This window comes from Psychrobacillus sp. FSL W7-1457 (assembly GCF_038593405.1).
Lineage (GTDB): Bacteria > Bacillota > Bacilli > Bacillales_A > Planococcaceae > Psychrobacillus.
Genome location: NZ_CP151993.1, coordinates 401,405 through 419,956, shown reverse-complemented (window position 1 = coordinate 419,956; position 18,552 = coordinate 401,405). Strand labels below are relative to the sequence as shown.

20 protein-coding genes are annotated in these 18,552 nt (G+C 34.8%); 7 read left to right on the top strand and 13 right to left on the bottom strand.

Features of this window, described 5'->3' with window-relative positions:
• The first annotated feature begins 104 nt into the window (after positions 1 to 104).
• Positions 105 to 431: a nucleotide pyrophosphohydrolase gene (locus NSQ95_RS02120; protein ID WP_340886985.1), complete on the top strand. Its 327-nt coding sequence runs from the start codon at positions 105 to 107 to the stop codon at positions 429 to 431.
• A gap of 187 nt (positions 432 to 618) precedes the next feature.
• Here NSQ95_RS02120 and NSQ95_RS02115 read toward each other — a convergent pair whose 3' ends face one another.
• Positions 619 to 1,419 carry a hypothetical protein gene (locus NSQ95_RS02115; RefSeq protein ID WP_340886873.1) on the bottom strand — a complete coding sequence of 267 codons (801 nt, stop codon included), beginning with the start codon at positions 1,417 to 1,419 and terminating at the stop codon, positions 619 to 621.
• Positions 1,420 to 1,534: 115 nt separating this feature from the next.
• Here NSQ95_RS02115 and NSQ95_RS02110 point away from each other — a divergent pair, with 115 nt between their 5' ends.
• On the top strand, positions 1,535 to 2,443 hold the full coding sequence (locus NSQ95_RS02110; RefSeq protein ID WP_340886870.1) for a DL-endopeptidase inhibitor IseA family protein: 909 nt from the start codon (positions 1,535 to 1,537) through the stop codon (positions 2,441 to 2,443).
• A gap of 158 nt (positions 2,444 to 2,601) precedes the next feature.
• Here NSQ95_RS02110 and NSQ95_RS02105 read toward each other — a convergent pair whose 3' ends face one another.
• Positions 2,602 to 3,987: a DUF4179 domain-containing protein gene (locus NSQ95_RS02105; protein WP_340886867.1), complete on the bottom strand. Its 1,386-nt coding sequence runs from the start codon at positions 3,985 to 3,987 to the stop codon at positions 2,602 to 2,604.
• Positions 3,980 to 4,504, bottom strand: coding sequence for a sigma-70 family RNA polymerase sigma factor (locus NSQ95_RS02100; RefSeq protein WP_340886865.1), 525 nt, complete (start codon positions 4,502 to 4,504; stop codon positions 3,980 to 3,982). The genes NSQ95_RS02105 and NSQ95_RS02100 overlap by 8 nt, the downstream gene beginning before the upstream one ends.
• A 329-nt stretch (positions 4,505 to 4,833) precedes the next feature.
• Here NSQ95_RS02100 and NSQ95_RS02095 point away from each other — a divergent pair, with 329 nt between their 5' ends.
• The 4 genes from NSQ95_RS02095 (at position 4,834) to NSQ95_RS02080 (ending at position 8,183) form a co-directional block, all read left to right on the top strand.
• Positions 4,834 to 5,271 (top strand): hypothetical protein, encoded by a 438-nt coding sequence (locus NSQ95_RS02095; protein WP_340886863.1) that lies wholly within the window; start codon positions 4,834 to 4,836, stop codon positions 5,269 to 5,271.
• A 377-nt stretch (positions 5,272 to 5,648) separates the two neighbouring features.
• Positions 5,649 to 6,626 carry a HAMP domain-containing sensor histidine kinase gene (locus tag NSQ95_RS02090; protein WP_340886860.1) on the top strand — a complete coding sequence of 326 codons (978 nt, stop codon included), beginning with the start codon at positions 5,649 to 5,651 and terminating at the stop codon, positions 6,624 to 6,626.
• Positions 6,627 to 6,671: 45 nt separating this feature from the next.
• On the top strand, positions 6,672 to 7,955 hold the full coding sequence (locus NSQ95_RS02085) for a HAMP domain-containing sensor histidine kinase (RefSeq protein WP_340886858.1): 1,284 nt from the start codon (positions 6,672 to 6,674) through the stop codon (positions 7,953 to 7,955).
• A 78-nt stretch (positions 7,956 to 8,033) separates the two neighbouring features.
• Positions 8,034 to 8,183, top strand: a complete 150-nt coding sequence (locus NSQ95_RS02080) for a YfhD family protein (protein WP_169359095.1) — start codon at positions 8,034 to 8,036, stop codon at positions 8,181 to 8,183.
• 45 nt (positions 8,184 to 8,228) lie between these two features.
• Here the strand turns inward: NSQ95_RS02080 and NSQ95_RS02075 are convergent, their stop codons facing one another.
• From NSQ95_RS02075 to NSQ95_RS02040, 8 genes are all read right to left on the bottom strand, one after another.
• Positions 8,229 to 9,326, bottom strand: a complete 1,098-nt coding sequence (locus tag NSQ95_RS02075; RefSeq protein ID WP_340886855.1) for a Ger(x)C family spore germination protein — start codon at positions 9,324 to 9,326, stop codon at positions 8,229 to 8,231.
• Entirely contained in the window at positions 9,323 to 10,360 is a 1,038-nt protein-coding gene (locus tag NSQ95_RS02070) for a GerAB/ArcD/ProY family transporter (RefSeq protein ID WP_340886982.1), read from the bottom strand. The genes NSQ95_RS02075 and NSQ95_RS02070 overlap by 4 nt, the downstream gene beginning before the upstream one ends.
• 53 nt (positions 10,361 to 10,413) lie before the next feature.
• Entirely contained in the window at positions 10,414 to 11,886 is a 1,473-nt protein-coding gene (locus NSQ95_RS02065) for a spore germination protein (RefSeq protein WP_340886853.1), read from the bottom strand.
• Positions 11,887 to 12,009: 123 nt separating this feature from the next.
• The gene (locus tag NSQ95_RS02060) at positions 12,010 to 12,426 is read right to left on the bottom strand and encodes a pyridoxamine 5'-phosphate oxidase family protein (protein WP_340886850.1); all 417 of its coding nucleotides are present in this window, start codon (positions 12,424 to 12,426) and stop codon (positions 12,010 to 12,012) included.
• Between the two features lie 71 nt (positions 12,427 to 12,497).
• On the bottom strand, positions 12,498 to 13,370 hold the full coding sequence (locus NSQ95_RS02055) for a patatin-like phospholipase family protein (protein ID WP_340886849.1): 873 nt from the start codon (positions 13,368 to 13,370) through the stop codon (positions 12,498 to 12,500).
• Positions 13,371 to 13,512: 142 nt separating this feature from the next.
• Positions 13,513 to 13,677, bottom strand: a complete 165-nt coding sequence (locus tag NSQ95_RS02050; RefSeq protein WP_169359100.1) for a hypothetical protein — start codon at positions 13,675 to 13,677, stop codon at positions 13,513 to 13,515.
• 141 nt (positions 13,678 to 13,818) lie between these two features.
• Positions 13,819 to 13,962, bottom strand: a complete 144-nt coding sequence (locus NSQ95_RS02045) for a hypothetical protein (protein ID WP_340886846.1) — start codon at positions 13,960 to 13,962, stop codon at positions 13,819 to 13,821.
• A 30-nt stretch (positions 13,963 to 13,992) separates the two neighbouring features.
• Positions 13,993 to 14,712 (bottom strand): gamma-glutamyl-gamma-aminobutyrate hydrolase family protein, encoded by a 720-nt coding sequence (locus NSQ95_RS02040; RefSeq protein ID WP_340886844.1) that lies wholly within the window; start codon positions 14,710 to 14,712, stop codon positions 13,993 to 13,995.
• Positions 14,713 to 14,860: 148 nt separating this feature from the next.
• On the opposite strand from NSQ95_RS02040, the gene NSQ95_RS02035 reads away from it, so the two are divergent.
• A complete protein-coding gene (locus tag NSQ95_RS02035) occupies positions 14,861 to 15,736 on the top strand; it encodes an SDR family oxidoreductase (RefSeq protein ID WP_340886843.1) in 876 nt (291 codons plus the stop codon).
• A 70-nt stretch (positions 15,737 to 15,806) separates the two neighbouring features.
• On the opposite strand, the gene NSQ95_RS02030 is transcribed toward NSQ95_RS02035, so the two are convergent.
• Together NSQ95_RS02030 and yhbH are read right to left on the bottom strand one after the other, a co-directional pair.
• Positions 15,807 to 17,201, bottom strand: coding sequence for a SpoVR family protein (locus tag NSQ95_RS02030; RefSeq protein ID WP_169359104.1), 1,395 nt, complete (start codon positions 17,199 to 17,201; stop codon positions 15,807 to 15,809).
• Complete coding sequence (gene yhbH / locus NSQ95_RS02025) at positions 17,201 to 18,355, bottom strand: sporulation protein YhbH (RefSeq protein WP_342560170.1); 1,155 nt, start codon at positions 18,353 to 18,355, stop codon at positions 17,201 to 17,203. Before yhbH ends, NSQ95_RS02030 begins: the two co-directional genes overlap by 1 nt.
• Positions 18,356 to 18,552: the final 197 nt, after the last annotated feature.

The window sequence follows — 18,552 nt, the reverse complement described above, 5'->3', positions numbered from 1 at the left end:
GTTCAATATTATATCAATATATAAGCCGCTATGTTTAAAAGATTATAGACCATTTGTTTATCAGCTTGGCTATAATAATGGTAGACATACAATACATTTAAACCATTTTATGGTTACAAAAGGGGCAGAAGAATATGAAGGAATTAACAGAAGAAATTTTGGAGTTTAACCAAAAAAGAGGTTGGGTTCGCAATACTGATGCTCGTAGTCTCGCGATCTCTATATCTTTAGAAGCTAGTGAACTATTAGAGCACTTTCAATGGCGTACCCCAGAAGAAGCTATAGCAAACGACAAACAAGGCATTGAAGAAGAAGCGGCAGATGTTCTAATCTACCTCCTACAACTCGCAAACCTATTAGACATAGATTTAAAGGAAGCAGCTAAAAAGAAAATACAAAAGAATGCTATAAAATATCCTTTACCTAACTAGAGACAATGAGGCTGAGACAACCAGATAGAAGAAATAAAGCTCCTTTCCTTTTACTTTAAAAAATGGAAGGAGCTATTGTTTTTCGTTACGCAGCACGCTTTAGGGTGAGATACGAGCTAGCTATCTCCATGTAATCTTTTATATTATGACGTCTTTTCTAGTGCCAAAATCCCAGCATGTTATGAACTCACTTATTAAACGTCCGGATTACATCTTGAACTAACGACCAAATCTCATAGTTGTAATCTGGATCGACTATATACCAGTACTGTATGTCCCTAATAAAAGCCTGCTTTTCTTCCAAAGTTGCCTCTTGAAGAAATTGATGCATTCTTAATAACTCTTTTGAATCACTTATTCTACTCTCCAAAAATTCATATCTTTTCCCACCAGTTTCACCTACAACTCCTAAACCATCAAAGGTTTCGATAACTATTTTTTCCATCCTTTTTTCTTTTGCTGCGGAAATAGTAGCTATAATATCTACCTTTTTTCCTTCTGGATAGATGCCTTTTAATGCTGAGAAGACTTTTTCTTGTTTTATTTTCCATGAACTTGGTAGTTCGGCCATATATTCTTCTAATATAGCCTTTTCTTGTTCTTTATTTGAAATAGTAGCTAATTGCTCAAGCAACTCCACATGGGGTACGGAACATACTAGACTTATAAACTCGTAGAAGTTATTCGCCAAGTAACGAACTGGTGGGTCGTTAGTAGGTGATATGCATACAATAGCAGCTTCCATTACATCTCCAACTTTATGAAAGTCAGTCAAAAAACCAAAGTGAATGCCATCCCCTCCAGTTTCTGCAAAGGGTATTAAATCAGGCGGTGTAATTGAGTAAGGCGACAGCTCGGTGGCTGGTATGCATCCGATCATACTTAACGATAAATCTTCCTTGTTAAGGTTCTCCTCTAGCTGAATGAGCTGTAAGATTTCTTTCGGGATTAAGTAATTTCCATAAGCTTCTTTTAAGTCAGCAGACATAATCTTTGCTCCCTCTACATAATATTTATTAGTCTCCTATTCTATAATCTCAACAAAATACCCTTTCAACTATTTATATTTATAGCTCTAACAAACTCAAATTGGAGGAATTAGGATGAAAACTAAAACTACAAAGTTTTTAATTGCATTTACGGCCCTGAGTCTATTAAATACTTCCTTTGTAAATGCTACAGAGGCACAAACCAAAAACCCAACTGTTCAGTCAGCTACACAAAATAACCATTACCTAACTGACAAAGTAGCAATTGACTTAGCGGCTAAATATCATGAAGCATATCTATTTATAAGTAGTGGAGGGGGGTATCAGAATCGGGAATATAATACATTCCTTTTTAATGACTTAGCTTACCGTTACTTATCCAGTAAGATTGATACTAAAGGTGAACTTATGGCCTATCTAACTCAAACAATGACTTCTCAAATAGCTGAACAGCTAATAGAAGATTTAGAAATCATAGAATATAAAGGGAAGCTTGCACAACAAGAAACTGACATTGGCTCCCTCGAGGACTGGGGAAAAGCGAATGCAGAAATTGTTAAAAAAGAAAAAAACAAAGTTAAATATCGGATAACGGTTCCTCTAGGAGAATCTATCGATAAGATCATGTACATTGTAGAATACCAATTCGTTGAAAACATAGGTTGGAGAGTGAATAAAAAACCAGTGGTTGACCTTAATATCCCAGATAAAATCAACCCAATTCACACTCTATTTGCCAATCTAACGACAAATTCTTCAATTGCTCAAAATCAGTTGCTGCCAACATCCTATTTTGATGTTAGCAAATTTAAGAAGGGTATTAAAAAAATGGAGTTATCTAAACTAAAAGAGGTAGACAGGGGCTCATACCACGTAGAGTTTGTCGCAACGGTTTTTGTTGAGCTTGAAAAGGACTACAAAGGACCTCTAGTTTCTGGGGAAAATAGAATGTATTTTATCGTGCAGCCTAATGGATATATGGATTTTAAAATTCATCAGGTAGGTCAAATAGAAATGTATTGATATAAAATCAAAACTATATTAAAACTAAGGTCATTTATATTTCCTACTTTTAAAAAGACAGCAAATCAAAGTTGATTTACTGTCTTTTTACTTTACTCTTGTTTAGCTTTTATCAACCCCTGAGACCCGCTATCAGTCATTGGCAACTTACACTTTCCTTATTTATCTTGCAAATCTATTTCAACCTTTACGTTTTCATCCTCAATCCAAGAAGGATAAAAATCTAAGTCCAATCTAACCTGTTTGCTATTTGGTGGAATTTGAAATTCAAATTTTATTTTCCCATCTGGGAGATCTGTAAAAGAGCTAGTCACATATTGAGAGCTTGGATAATAGGGACTGTCGTCATACTTAAATGTATACTCCTCTCCCCTTTCATTTGTTATTTTTGGAAAATAGACGAACTCTTTGTTTCTATCTGCATCGATAACAAAGCTAACTTGATTTTTTTCAATTTTTAAATCTGAGAAGATAGAATCCTTTGGCTGCTTTATAAACTTAGATAAATTTGTATCAATGAGTAAATAAGCCTCGTCTTTATCGATTGCAGCCACTTTCCCAAAATTTATCGTAAGTTTTTTAGGACTATAAAAATAAAAGCTATCAGGCACGGAAACCGTAAATTTGTTTTGCTCCCAATAATAGCTATCAGCGTGCGTGGACCATTCTCTGCCTTCTTCATCTACTAATCGGATATTATTGAATGCACCATATAAAAGCTTTTTTGTATTACTTGGTTTTGTCTCTAAAAATACTTTCATTCCAGTCGGATCTACTACGATAAATTTCAGTTCTACTATTTGCCCTTCTATCTCTACTTCCTTATTAACGGTAAAAGTTTTGCTCTCAAAATTATTTATTTTCTCGTAGGAAAAGGGTAATTTAAAGTTTTCAATTTTATCACCATTGATAATTCCTAGTTCTAATCTATGGCCTTCAGGAGGCAGACTTGACTTATACCTAGATTCTATACGATGACTAGAGCTGAAACCCTTCAATCCCTTTTCTGTAGCTAAAGGATAAAAGCTATTACCGATTTCCATACTATATTCATATGGTGATCTTTTATTTGACTTCACTCGCCAATATTTATATCCTAATTCACTCAAATCCTTTTCCTTCGATTCCACGGTATAAAAAATAACCATACCATTTTCATCAACAATCACTCCATCCAACGTAACCGTAATTCCATCTTGAGTTTGAGAAGCATTAATCGGTTGATAAAAGTCATGTTCTACCGCTGCTACAAGACCTCTGTCATTTTGGATAAGGGCTACTACTCTATCCATTCCTGGAATCGCTGACACTTTGTTGGCAAAGGCTGGAGAAACGTTTACCGAGGTTACAAATGCTATGAATAAAATGGCTACCATAGCAATGGACAATATACTGCGCTTCACAATCATTCTCTTTCTTTTTTTCTCTTGTTTTGCTTTTTCAAAACCCTTCCTAACGGACATGTGTACCCTATCCACTGGAACATCTACCTGGTTGATTACATATTTTCTTTTCTCCAATTTTTGTTTTTCCTCTTCAAACACGTTTCATCTCCCCTTTCCCTTCAAATTGGTGTCGTAATGAGCGAAGTGCCTTATGTAGTCTAGTTTTAATCGTCCCTTCTGGTGTCTTCCACATGATTGCAATATCTTTAATTTTGATGTCTTCAAAGTATTTGAGATGGAGTAGCTCTCTTTCGTAGTCAGTCAGATGTGTAAGTGCCTCTTCTATTTCTAGAAAGGTAAAATTCTCCTCTACTCCAATTAGGTGTAGTAAGTCATCCTCAACTAACTCACGCTTACTTTTTCGAATTTCATCCTGGCAATAGTTCATCATAATCCGTATGATCCATGTTTTGAAATACGCTGGCTCTTTCAGTTTTCTTATATGTTTAAAGGCTCTATAGGTAACTTCTTGCACAGCCTCCAATGCATCCTCTTCATTTTTTAAAAAGGATATAGCAGTCCTATATAATGCTTCCTGATGCACATGCATCAAGTCCAAAAAAGCTTCCTCATTCCCCTTTATCGCTCTTTTTACTAATAACAGTTGTTCGCTCAAACCATCACCCCATTTCTACGTCCCTATTAATTAGACAGACTAATTGAAAAAAAGTTTTACATTTTTATTGTAAACGTACTTTAATATGTTTTCGTGTAAAATTCATTTCATTTAATTTGTTCTACTATAAAAATTTTTACAATATAGGAATTAAGTGTTTCTGCTCAAAATATACTTAGTAGGAAGGCTATTTTTATATTTTTTTTGGTTTTTTTTACGAAAAATCAGTAAATTATTAATTTTATTATGCTTAACTTAAGATATTAATGAGAAAATGGGGTATACTTAATAGTAATGAGTTTGTGGATTTGTAAAGGAGGCACTACTTTATGTCAGTCGCTAGTGAAGCATCACAAGTAAATCTCGATTTTTTAATCAACGAGTTAGGTCTACAACAAGTTTCTAATACTTCCGTGTTTCGTAAAGGAAATATATTCGTCATTTCACCATCAGTTCAAAATAAATCAAATACGTTTGAACTAGGTGAATCACTTATGAAAAAGTTTAACCCTGAAACAGACGAAGGATATTTACTCATACGTCTAAAAGAAAAATTCCTTATGTGTAAATTACATCCCTTCCAACGTAAAATGATGACTTCGGATACCGAAAAAAGTACGAAAAGTAAGCCATCTTTTTGGAAGTTCCATGTAATAGAATCCATCATCCCACGTATCGAAAATAGCGGTGATAGAGAGCTAACGTTTAAAATCCAAGCTCCTACCAATAAGCAGCTAATTTCTTTTTTTAATAAAGAAAGTCTATAGTAAAAACCAGATCTAGCTTATAGATCTGGTTTTTATTTACTTTCATTTTATTAAATTTTCCAAATAATTAAATAAAAACTTGAATACCCTTCGATTTAAAGATAATATAAATTTATAATCTTAAGGTGAGATGAGGTATTAAATTGGAGCTTATTACCGTTAATTTTCTATTCAATTTATCCTTAATTATCATCTTATTTTTCCTTTGTTTCACTAACTTAAGAAAACCTGGGAGCCTGCTTAAAAGAAAAAAAACCTCTTTAATATTTTTTGTTATTACATTACTTCTGTGCTATTTGTTTTCCTATCATTTAACGGATGAACTAATGTTAGATTTACGAATAGTCCCTTTACTTATAGGAAGCCTCTATTTTAGGTTGAGTCCAATTTTGGGCGCAATCGTCATTTTACTAAGAGGTCTACATGGAATAGATTTAGGTTTCTATATGACCCTTACGATCAATGGCACACTAAGTATTGCTTTATGGATATTATCTCCTTATTTTATGCGATTAAAATCTAAATATCGTATAATTTGTTCCTCCTTTTTAGCTCTTATTATGAGCCTTTTTATATTATTTATTGTACTAAACACTAGTGGGAGCGCACATACTTTAGATTTATATATAGCATATATAGTTATTCCACCACTTGGCATTGCCATCATTACATATATTATTGAAGCCTTTGAAAAAATTAATACCCAAAGGAAGCTTTTAATAAAAGTAGAAAAAAAAGAAGCGGTAGAACAAATGGGTGCGGCTATATCACATGAAATTAGAAATCCTTTAACTTCTGCAATTGGATTTGTCGAATTATTAACTAGAGAACCCCTAGATTCTGAAAAAAGCAAGCAATACCTTGCTATTTTAAAAGACGAACTTGATTTGGCTGAGAAAATTATTCAAGATTATTTAACCTATTCTAAGCCTATAACGGAACATACGAAAGAAATAAATATCCAAGAGGAACTCCCTATTGTTCTAAAGCTTTTACAACCATTAGCCAACTATTATTCAGTTAAGATAGTCTCTGATTTATCGTCTACTAGTTTAATAGACGGAGACCGTGCAAAGTTCCAGCACACCTTCATAAATATCATTAAAAATAATATAGTTTCCTTAACAGATGGAGGCGTTATATCTATCACAACTAAGGAGACTAAAACCAATATTCTTATTACAATAACTAGCCCTACCACAGAAAATCAAATGGAATCTAAAGTACTAGACACATCCATTGATTTCGGAATTATAAGAAACATAAAAGGAACTGTTCGAACAAAGAGAACCGAACAGGAAACTACTTATTACTTTACCTTCCGCAAACAAAAAGCTTCATATATATTCTGGTAAAGTTTTAATCTATTCACATCAATTTTTCTGAGAAGAGGTAATACTATGGAGCTGACGCTACATTTTTTTTTCAACCTATCTCTTTTAATAGTATTACTTTTTTTCAGCTTGATTTGGCTTGAAAATACGAAAAAAGTACAATTCATTGCTACGCTCTATTGCTTCACCAGCCTCATCATTTGCTATGGATTTAGCTACTCCTTAACTGATAGCATCTTATTAGATCTTAGGAATATTCCTTTTGTAATTGGCGCACTCTATATTGGTCTTGGCCCTTATTTTGGTCTAACAGCAATTATTATCCGTTCTTTTTTTGGAATAGATTTAGGATTTTGGGTAACAGTATCATATTATGCTATTTTCTCTCTAATCTTATGGAAAATACACCCTTGGTTTTTAGGAAAAAATAGGGAACAGCGAGTTATGATAGCTATAGGATTTATTTTTATCATTGGAATCTACCAAACTACCCCTTTGCTTTTTATGTTAGATGGGTATGCCTTACTTGATGTAAGTTTTGCATTTTTATTTTTACAACCTTTAGGGGTAGGGATGATCACCTACTTTTTAGAGGAGGTTGATAAATTTACAATCTACAGACAGCAACTTGTAACTTTAGAAAGGCAAGGAGTTGTAAAAAAGATGGGCGCAGCTATCTCTCATGAAATACGCAACCCATTGACTGCTGCTATAGGTTTTGTTCAACTATTGCATAACGATTCAATTCCAGCAGACACAAAAAGGGAGTATTTAACTATCGTTAAAAGTGAGCTTCAGTCAGCTGAAAGAGTTATTCAAGATTATCTTACAATTTCTAAAGTTGATCCAGAAACTGAAAACACTATTCTTGTTAATAAGGCGTTAAATCAAGTCATACAAATGCTAATACCACTGGCACAAAATAGATCCGTTGAAATAATTACAGATTTCACAGAGGAATCGATAGTTATGGGTGATAGCCAAAAATTTCATCAAAGCTTAGTTAATATTATGAAGAACGGAATAGAGTCTATGTCTTCAGGAGGGACTTTAACCGTGGGGACAGAAGCTACACCTTCCAACGTTGTTATTACTATTAAGGATACCGGTTCGGGAATGACAGATGAGCAACTCAACCGTTTAGGAGAGCCGTATTACTCTACAAAAGGGAACCAAGGAACTGGTCTAGGTATATTGGTTGTTTTTAGTGTTATTCGTGCAATGAATGGAAATATTCATGTAGAGTCCGAGGTAGGTGTCGGAACTACCTTTGAATTAAATTTTAGATCGTCATTAGCTTACATTCCACCTGTAATGGAACAAGAGAAAGGAAAAATGATTACTAAATAATTTTTATTCCCAGGAGTAAAATTACCTTTTCTTCTCATCTTAATAAAGAGAAAAATTTTAGAAAGGGAGTATCACATCATGGGTAGAGACGACAAAAAGGGAAGTAGTAATAACACTGGTTCCTTACCTCAGACACCAAAGAATATGAAGATTAAACCTAAGGATGTCCGAGAAGAATTTGCTCGAGAATTTGCAGAGCTGAGACATTCATCTAGAAAAAATAAATAGTATTTAATCAGGAGGACTTGATATTCATGTCCTCCTAATTATTTTCTAGTGAAGTACACCTGTACTTAAAATAGACATATCGACCTCAATATCCCATTTCATTTTATGAATGGTTTTACGTGTAAGCTCTACATCCCACTTGCCCCGATAATGTCTACGAACATTTTCCGTCAACCCAATCGGATCTACCTCCAATTCTTGCATTTCCAATAAGAAATCATTTATTTTCTTCTCTAGAACCTTTTCTGCTTCTTTTTCTAATCTTTCCATGCTATCTGGGTCTTGAAAAGTCGTTCTTTTCCCCTTATACTCAGACATCGTCCCCTCTATTTTAAGTTTAATTTTTAATTTTGGAGAATTTAAGCTTTTATTACTTGTAATTTTTACACTGTTATCAATGAAATCAAGCAATAGCGTATCTCTTTCAAATACCTTTAAAGTAAATGGAGATAGTTTTTTCTTTCCTTGTATTGCTTGAATATATAGAGCATCCTCTGGTTTCAGTATTTTGTCCATACGTTTATCTTTAAACAACGCGACACCGGTTAACTCTAACTTCTCTCCTTTTTGTTCGATTACAGGTATAATTGGATCAAAATTAGGATTAGTTTGTGTATACATAAAATCGTGAATATTTGTATTTGGGTTAAAGGCTAAGTTCACACTTGGCTGGAGTAGGTCACTAACATAATTTATGACGCTTGCTTTATCAGAATAATTACCTCTCATTAACTCCTCTGCACTACCTTTTACGATGCCTAGTAAAACCTCGTTTCCTACTTGTGTATTCCGATACAAATGCTTCACAACTTCCACAACCATACCGCTACTAGCAAACTCCTCACTAATCAAAATAACACGCAATTGATTTAAAACTACTTTTTTTTCTGTTTTTTTCTCAATATCAACCATTCCACTTGTGACTAGATCTGTTGTAGTTGTATATATTTGTGTTCTTTCATTAGCATATTTTGATTTTTGAGGAATGGCTGCAGTAAGCTTATAGTTACCATCATCTTCGTAGTCAAATGCCATTACCCCTACCATATCAATCCCTTCAATTGGCACCTTTTTTTCATTCAAATTACAGCCCGCCAACAGAGTCATTCCTATTAAGAATATTAAAAGGTTTTTTATACTCATGATCCCACCTGCTTTTTCTTAAATGAATGAATCAAAATTAAAATAATCGGCCAAAACAATAAACCATAACCAATTCTATAACTTACAATAAAAGCCCTTTCTAAATTGTCATGGGATAGCGGTAGCGTGAGGATTACGAAAATGGTGGTAGCTATTATATAAACGTGGGAACTTTTTCTTTTGGATATAATAGAATTTACACCTTTCATGGAAGCCCAGATATATCCTGACACAGATGAAAGCACTAAAAATACCCACAAGGTAATACCAAAAATATCTATTCTCTCCACAAAAGAAAATCCCCCTGCTTTAAATAGATGTAAAACAGAGTACTGAACATTACTTAGCTGCCATTCAGAAAAATACATAACACTTACCAGCGTGGTCAAAAAGAACAAAGATACACTAATCCAAATACCTATTAATGCATGCTTAAAAGCTTTTTGTTTATTAATAATATAAGGAAAGAATATTAATATTACCTCATATCCGAGTACAGTATTAAAGCCTTGGTCAAATGCCACAAAAAAATCATTCCAACTATGATTGAACACAGGAAAAACATGGCTTATGTCGCCTTTATTTATAGACCATTTCAGAAAATACACCATTGGTATTGTTATAAAAAATGCCATTATACAAAATCTAGCAACATTTTTTATACCACCATTCACGATATATAATACCAATAGCAAAACTAAAATAAGAGGTATGCTTGTAGTTTGCTCTTGGAGAGCTGTACTTTGAATCAGTTGTACGTAATTACTGACCTTCGCAGTTGCTAACAAGATTAGCTGAATGACTATAAAGGCATTAATACATTTCCCCAAATGTTTACCTAATATTTCTTCATTGATTTCGAATAAGTTCTTTGAGTGATATTTTGAACATATCCAGATCATTGGCCATATAGAAATACTCGCGATTATTCCAAAGAGGATTGGCATCAAAGCCTGGCTGTATCCAAGACTACTCAATCTTTCAGGTAGTGATAGAACTCCTGTACCAAACATAATACTCTGTACCAAAAAAATGACATGATAGCCTTTTAAACTCTCTTTGTTAGCACTCAGGTATGTTCACCTACCTATATACTTCTTTTTTTGGAACGAGAAATTCCGCTTTTCCTCTTTAAGAAAGCTATTGGAAAACGTACAACACTATCCATCAAGTCAGACATCCTTCTCGGTATGACGGTTGACATAAAAGGTGTACCGAGGGATTTTACTCTTAATAAGTGGGCAATTAGCCAAGCAAATGCGAGCATTTGACCAAACAAACCAAAAATACCAGCTGAAAGTATAAAGACATAACGAATAGTCCTGCTCGTATTACTCATATGGAAGACTGGTGGAAGGAAGGACAACAGGGCAGAAGTAGCCACAATAACGATTAAAATATTACTTACAAGGCCAGCTTCAACCGCTGCAGTACCAATAACAATACCTCCAACAATCCCTATCGTTTGCCCAATTTTTGCCGGCATCCTTGCTCCTGCTTCTTTTAATACCTCTACAATTAGTTCAATAAATAACACCTCAAACAGAGGAGAAAAAGACACTTTCATTCTAGATTCTTGAAGATTTAATAGGAGCTCATAAGGAAGAACCTCCTGGTGAAAGGTTAATGCGGATATATAAGTTGGAGTAAGCATAATGGTTAAGAAAAAACCAAAAAATCGAAGAGATCTAACTAAGCTAGCAGATGGCCAGCGGTTATAATAATCCTCAGCACTAATGAACATTTCTAAAAAGGAGGTTGGGCATACAAGAGCTGCTTGACTGTTATTCATTAAGATAACTATTCTGCCGTCTGCAAGATAATGTGACGTGGTATCCGGTTTTACAGTCATATAATATTGAGGAAATAGTGAATACGGATTATCTTCTATTAATTGCATAAGAATAGAAATATCAAAGAACTTAGGATAATCAAGACTGGCTAAGCGACTCCTTAATTGCTGGAGAGCAGTTTTATCTACTAAATCCTCTATATATAGAATAGTGATTTTCGTATTTGTAACGCTTCCTATTATTAGGTCTTCATCTTTAAGCATTGGATTAACTATTCGTCTTTTAACAAGCGAAAGGTTTGTCTGTATCGATTCAGTAAATACATCTTGAGGGCCAATGAATGTACTCTCCATCTCTGAAGTAGTTACTTCCCTCTCCTTTACACTATACGTATGAATACTTAACAGTTGGTTTGTTTCATGGAAGTATAATAACGTTTCACCTGTCGCAAGTTTTTGTGTAATCTCATCAATATCAAAGGGATTCATATTTTCTGCCACTTGGTGTATTTGATGAATATAATTTGCTAAAGGAATTAAAACCATTATTTCTAAAGTTTTGCTATCTGTTAAGGATTGAGAATAGATAATCGTAACAATCCCTTCACTAGATGGGATACTTTTATATAAAACGTCATTATTATATTTTGTAATCTGTTTAAAATACTTAATCCTTTTTTCAACTAAAGCTTTAGTCGATGTGGTACCATCCATAAAATATGCAAGCATCGGCTTTTTTACTAATTTCATCTTTGTTATAAGAATCACTTGCCCTTCCTATAGATTTGATTAGTTTGTCCATTTATATTTTATGTATGCAAGTGAATCTATCGGATTCTTTACTAGCATATAAAAACACTCAAAACTTTGTCGTTTTGAGTGTTTTAGAGTTCAAAATTCAACTATTTCTGGATTTTCTCCCTTTGTGTTCATTACTCTTACTTGTGTTGGAGTAATCTTCAGAATGATTAAGTCTGGATCATCCGGACCTTTAAACCATCCTTTTAAAGCATCATTCCAAACCTTTTCTTTCATTGATTCGTCATCCGATTCCTCGACCTTCCCTTCAATTTCCAGGAAGGAATCACCTAATCCTTTTCCATCGTATCCTAGGAGGATGTGTGTGTATGGGTTATGTTCAATTTCTTCTACTTTATGCGTTTTCTTACTTGTTGCGGTATAGAGGATAAAATCATCATTAAAAAAGGTCATATATCGGGAATGCGGCTTATTTTGCTGCACTGTCGCCATAGTACCAATCATATTACTATTTAATATTTTTAGTGCTTGTTCTTTTGCATTAGTCATATCAATCTCCCCTTCCCTTTATGTCTTTACTATTCCTTTTTTAGAAATAAACTAAACATTCTTAAATGCTATTACCAGGTTTTCAAAAATCGAGTAGTTGACTCTCTTCCCTTTTGCAATAAATCCAATTTAGAATCATAGTCTAATTCAAATTGGGTCGCGCTATATTCATCTGCAGGTATAAAAATAATATTTCTTTCAATCTTTCGCGATATATATCTTGTGTCATGGGCATCTTTCATTGTTGTAAATAGGCCTTCAAATAAATCGAGTCCATTTTTTATTTTTTTTGGTTGCGGCTCTTCGATATTTGCACTAAGTCGAATACCTAAGACTGGTCTCTCCTTTATACCGTTTTCAAATATCCACATTGGAAAATTGCTGAGCACACCGCCATCTACCACCACTACGTCCCCAATATTCGATTTTAATTTGATTGGTTCAAAGAAAAAGGGAATGCCACAGCTCATGCGCAAGGCTCTACTTACTAAAAAGGTATCTGGCTCTATGTCATAATTTTTTAAGTCATCCGGTAAGACAATCATCTTTCCATTTGTTAGATCGGAGGCAACTAGCTTTAACGAGCCAGGAGTTAGATCTCCAAAAGTATAAATACCTTTAGCAGCCAATTTCTCTAAAAACCAATCCTCCAATGCTTTTCCTTGATACAAGCCTAAACCCCAATATAAATTTAACCATTTTGTAAACGGAAGTGGAATTACTGTCTTCCGCGGGTCCAATAGCTTTTGGAAGTTTTGACTCATCATTAGCTCTTCCATTTCTCTGCCGTTGTAGCCTGCAGCTATAAAACAGGCAAGTATTGCTCCTGCACTAGTTCCCGCCACACGCTTTAGACGATATCCTTTCTCTTCCAAAACTTGATATGCCCCAACTAGGCCGATCCCCTTCATCCCGCCACCTGAAAATATCCCATCTATATACATCCCGCACCCTTCTCTCTAAAAAAGTTGTTATATCACTCTAAGAGAGAAGCTATCGAATTAGAACATATATCGACAAATAAGATGAACTAAAATGTTGATATGCATATATATGGAATAGAGGTGGTTGCCATAAAGTGGTTAATTATTTGTTTGAATTATTTTTTGTTTCCTTTTGTTGGCTGTTGTTGTGTTTTTTTGCTTCTGTATTCTGCCCTATTACACCCATATCATTTGGACTGATGTCATATCCATAACCATACTCTTCACGATCTAACTTATTTTTATGATTTTTCTTTTTATCATTCATGAGATTTCACCTCCATGAGAATAAGTTGTACTATTAAGTAGTTATTATGCTTAAGATGAGAGGAAAAAAGAAGGAACGTTGTGACATACACACAACGCTCCTTCTTTTTTTATTATTTTTTTACCTTATATATAATATTAACTACTTATTATTTTTATTTTCTTCTTTCTCACCTGGTTTAGTTATATCTTTCTTATCCGCATTGTTCTTATCTGTCTCTTTAAAATCGTCAGGATTCAAATTAGAATTGTATTCAATATCATTATCCTTCTTATCTTTACCCACTAATTTCACCTCTTATTTTTAATAGGTATGCTATTTGTTAGTTTTTCTTTCAATTGCTGCTTCTACAAATTTTCTAAACAACTTTTGTGAAGGTTCATCACCATTTAGCGCAAATTCTTCAGGATGCCACTGAAAACCATAAATAAACGTATGGTTTTCACTTTCTACTGCCTCCACTATGCCGTCCGGTGCAGTAGCAACTACTTTCAACCCATCTCCAAGCTTATTTACGCCTTGATGATGAAATGAATTTACCTTAAATTCCTCTTCTTGTAACATTTGATATACCTTACTTTTACTATCTAGCTTAACCGGATGTGATCTGTGCGTTCTTATTGAATTTTGTCTATGCTGTAAAGTATATTCTTCTCTTTGCTCATGAATAGACTGGTGTAAAGATCCACCCATCACTATATTAAGCATATGCAAGCCTCTACAAGTCCCAATATATGGCTTGTCTAACTCTAGAATTTTTTGTACAAGTGCAAATTCCATCTTATCAAGACGTGGAGTTATTCGTTGAAGGTGAAGATGTGGCAACTCACCATAATAAGAAGGATCTATATCTTCTCCTCCCGTTATAATCAACCCGTCTATCTGCTGACATAACTGGTCTATATCTTTATCAGGAATGAGTGGTATGAGTAAAGGAATACCTCCTGCTTGTAGAACTGTGTCTGAATATACTGAAGACAAGTAATAACTTTTATCATCTTTAACTTCAGCAGTAATACCTATTATTGGTTTCATATTAGATTCCCCATTTTTTTAAATTTCATGCTCTATATTAATACCCTTGTTTGAACTTGCTAAACTTGTGTCAGTACTTTTAATCTAACGTTTGTTTTTATTTCATCTGGGAATACATTAATTAGACATCACTAAAGGAGGACTCGGCATGAGTAATGACAAATTCGAAAAAATGGAAGAAAATATTAAAGGACAAACACAGAATCGTCAACCAGGTTTTGAATATGAAATGAGTCCAAAACCTATTTATGATGATGAAAATTATAAAGGTTCTGAAAAGCTAAAAGGAAAAGTCGCTTTAATCACAGGTGGAGATAGCGGTATTGGTAAAGCAGTAGCAATTGCTTATGCAAAAGAAGGTGCAAACGTCGCTATTGCGTATTTAGATGAACATGAGGATGCAAAAGAAACAGTAAAACTAGTTGAAAACTACGGAGTTAAAGCAAAAAGCTTTGCTATAGATATTAGCGATGACGAAAACTGCGAAAAGTTAATAGAGCAGGTTATCGAGGAATTTGGCCAGTTAAATGTTTTAGTAAATAACGCAGGAAAACAATTCCCAACGATGAATTTTTTAGAGATTACTCCAGATCAATTACAGGAAACTTTCTCTACTAACATATACTCTATGTTCTATCTAACACAGGCAGCTCTTCCGCATATGTCTAAGGGAGATACAATTGTAAATACTTCCTCGGTTACTGCTTATCGCGGTGCTGCTGAGCTAATCGATTACTCGGCAACAAAAGGAGCAATCACTTCCTTCACACGCTCCTTAGCATTAAATCTAGTTGAAAAAGGAATTCGTGTAAATGCAGTTGCACCTGGACCAATATGGACCCCACTTATCCCAGCAACTTTTGATGCCGAGAAGGTAGAAAACCATGCTGAAAGCAATCCAACTGGCAGAAGAGGTCAGCCATCAGAAAATGCACCTGCCTATGTCTTCTTAGCATCTAATGACTCCACGTATATTACAGGACAAACTATTCACGTTGATGGTGGAGACTTCGTCGGTTCATAAAATCATATATAAAATTTAAAGAGGATGATCGTGAATATTCACGATCATCCTCTTTTTCATATTAAAGTATTTACATAAGGCTCTTTGAAACTTTTTTTCCATCATAAGTATAGAGCACTGGTTTTTTCTCCACAAAGGTTTCCATATGAATAGAACGCCCCCACAGCTGGTATATATATGGAAGCACATGCTCCAAATAATGCGCATCTAATTCCACGCCTTCATAATTGTGCTTTAGATGCAACTCCCCGTTTCTAGAGAAATCACCATTTTCTACTACAATGTAGGGGTAGCCACCATTTTCACGGCTCGCTATTATTTCATCTCTGACATTCTCATAATCCTTATCAGTTATTTCATAGTTCCCATTTTTCTTTTCAAATAAGTAAAGGTCCTCTTGTTTAACTAACTCTTTTGTCAAATAGTTTCTGATAAAGGAAATATCAGACTCTATTTCCCGTACTTCAAATAACTTTTCTCTCCCTAGCCCTGGTTCGATTCCAATTCTTCTCATTTCAGCTGTAGGGGAGTCATACCTTTTCTCTATATCCTCAAAAATTTTGAGTCCTAAATAATATGGATTTATGGACGTCTTGGAAGGTTGCACAACATTTGCATTTAATTTGGCAAATTCAATGGTTTCATCTGAAGTCAAATCCATTTCTCGGAGAATTCGCTGATGCCAAAAAGTTGCCCATCCCTCATTCATAATTTTTGTTTCGAGCTGCGGCCAAAAATAAAGCATCTCTTCCCGCATCATAGTTAAAATATCTCGTTGCCAATCTTCAAGCTCCCGACTATACTCCTCTATAAATAACAGCAAATCTTTTTCTGGTCTGGGCGGGAATTTTTTTCGATAAGGCTGAACCAACTTATTTTTTTTCTTTTCGTCTAAATCCCATAAATCATCATACTCACTTTTTCTTTTTTCCTCTATTTCTTCTTCCTCTAAGTCATAACTAGGAAGCTTAGGACGGACAATCGAAGAATCAATATGTTCTTGAATAGCTAATACTGCGTCTAAAAATTGTTCTACCTCTTCTTTTCCATGAACCATTTCATAGTGTGCAATTCTCTCGGCAGTGGCAGTCATGCTTTCTACCATATCTCTCCGTGTGTTAGAGAAGCGAACATTATTCTTGAAAAAATCACAATGCGCAAGTACATGAGCAATAATTAGCTTGTTCTGAATAAGGCTATTCGTATCTAATAGAAATGCATAACAAGGGTTGGAATTGATCACTAACTCATAGATTTGGCTAAGCCCAAAATCGTATTGCATCTTCATTTTATGAAATTGCTTCCCAAAGCTCCAGTGTGCGAAACGAGTTGGCATCCCATATGCACCGAATGTATAAATAATGTCTGCAGGACATATTTCGTATCTCATAGGGAATGTATCCAATCCAAAACCAGATGCAATCTCAGTTATTTCGGCAATTGCATATTGTAGTTTTGTGTCCATCACTTTACTCCCTTTTTAAAAATACTTTTTAATGCAGCATATACATCTTTATTATTTCTAATTACGTGGTGTCTAAATTTAGGGTTTTCTATTGTCTTATACGTGTTCATCAAAGTGGAATAACGATTGTGCTCATTAACTTCCCCATACCCAAATATTTGAGAAACCTTCATTAATTCATTAACTAGTTTCACACATTTTTCATTATCACTCGTCATATTTTCTCCATCTGAAAAATGAACTGGATAAATATTATAGCGAGAAGGAGGATACTTTTCCTGTATTAACTCTAATGCCTTCTGATAAGCAGAGGAACATATGGTACCTCCACTCTCCCCCTTTGTAAAGAACGCTTCCTCAGTAACTACCTTTGCTTCTGTATGATGAGCAATAAATTCAATATCTAATGCCTCGTATTCCATTCGCAAAAACCTAACCATCCAAAAGAAGAAGCTACGTGCACAATACTTTTCAAAAACTCCCATTGAACCACTAGTATCCATCATAGCGAGAACAACTGCTTTTGATTCGCGCTTAACAACTTCATCCCAAGTTTTAAAGCGCAAATCATCCTGATGGATAGGCGCAATTGCCGCTTCTCCCTTAAGAGCATTTCTCTTAATAGCTGTAATTAATGTCCTTTTCTTATCAATATTACCCATAAGGCCTTTTTTTCGAATATCATTAAACTCAATATGCTCGGTTACTATTTCAGATTTTTCTTTATCCTCTAGACTAGGCAGCTCCATGTCACTGAAAAGAGCATTTTCTATCTCTTCCATGGAAACCTCTGCCTCATAGTAATCTTGCCCTGCCTTGTCTCCAGCTTGCTTACCACTTCCAGTTGCCTTTCCTTCCCCAGGCCCCTTAGCGACAACATCACCGATCTGACTGTCTCCCTTACCTTGGCCAACATGCTTAGAAGAGTCGTAATTATATCTTATTTTGTATTCATCCAGGGATCTAATAGGGATTTTTATAACGTCTCGTCCATTTGACATGATAATACTTTCATCACTTATTAAGTCTGGTAAGTTGTTTCTAATTGCTTCCTTGACCTTTTCCGTGTGGCGTTGCTGATCTTGATGACCTTTACGATGGAGTGACCAATTCTCTTGTGAAATAACGAAGGGATTTTTCTCTTTTTCATTCAACCTCAACACCTACCTATTTTTTATCATATGCCGGTGCAACAAAGTTATTGCCAAAGTTCCAAGAAAAGCGCAGGCACCTGTCTCTGCCCCGACAGGCAAATGAAAAAATGCGAGGAGGCAGGTCTTCAGCCACCGGAGTATTTTTTCATTTGACCCCGAGGGGCAAGGTGCCGGAGCTAGACAATAAGAAAAGCGCA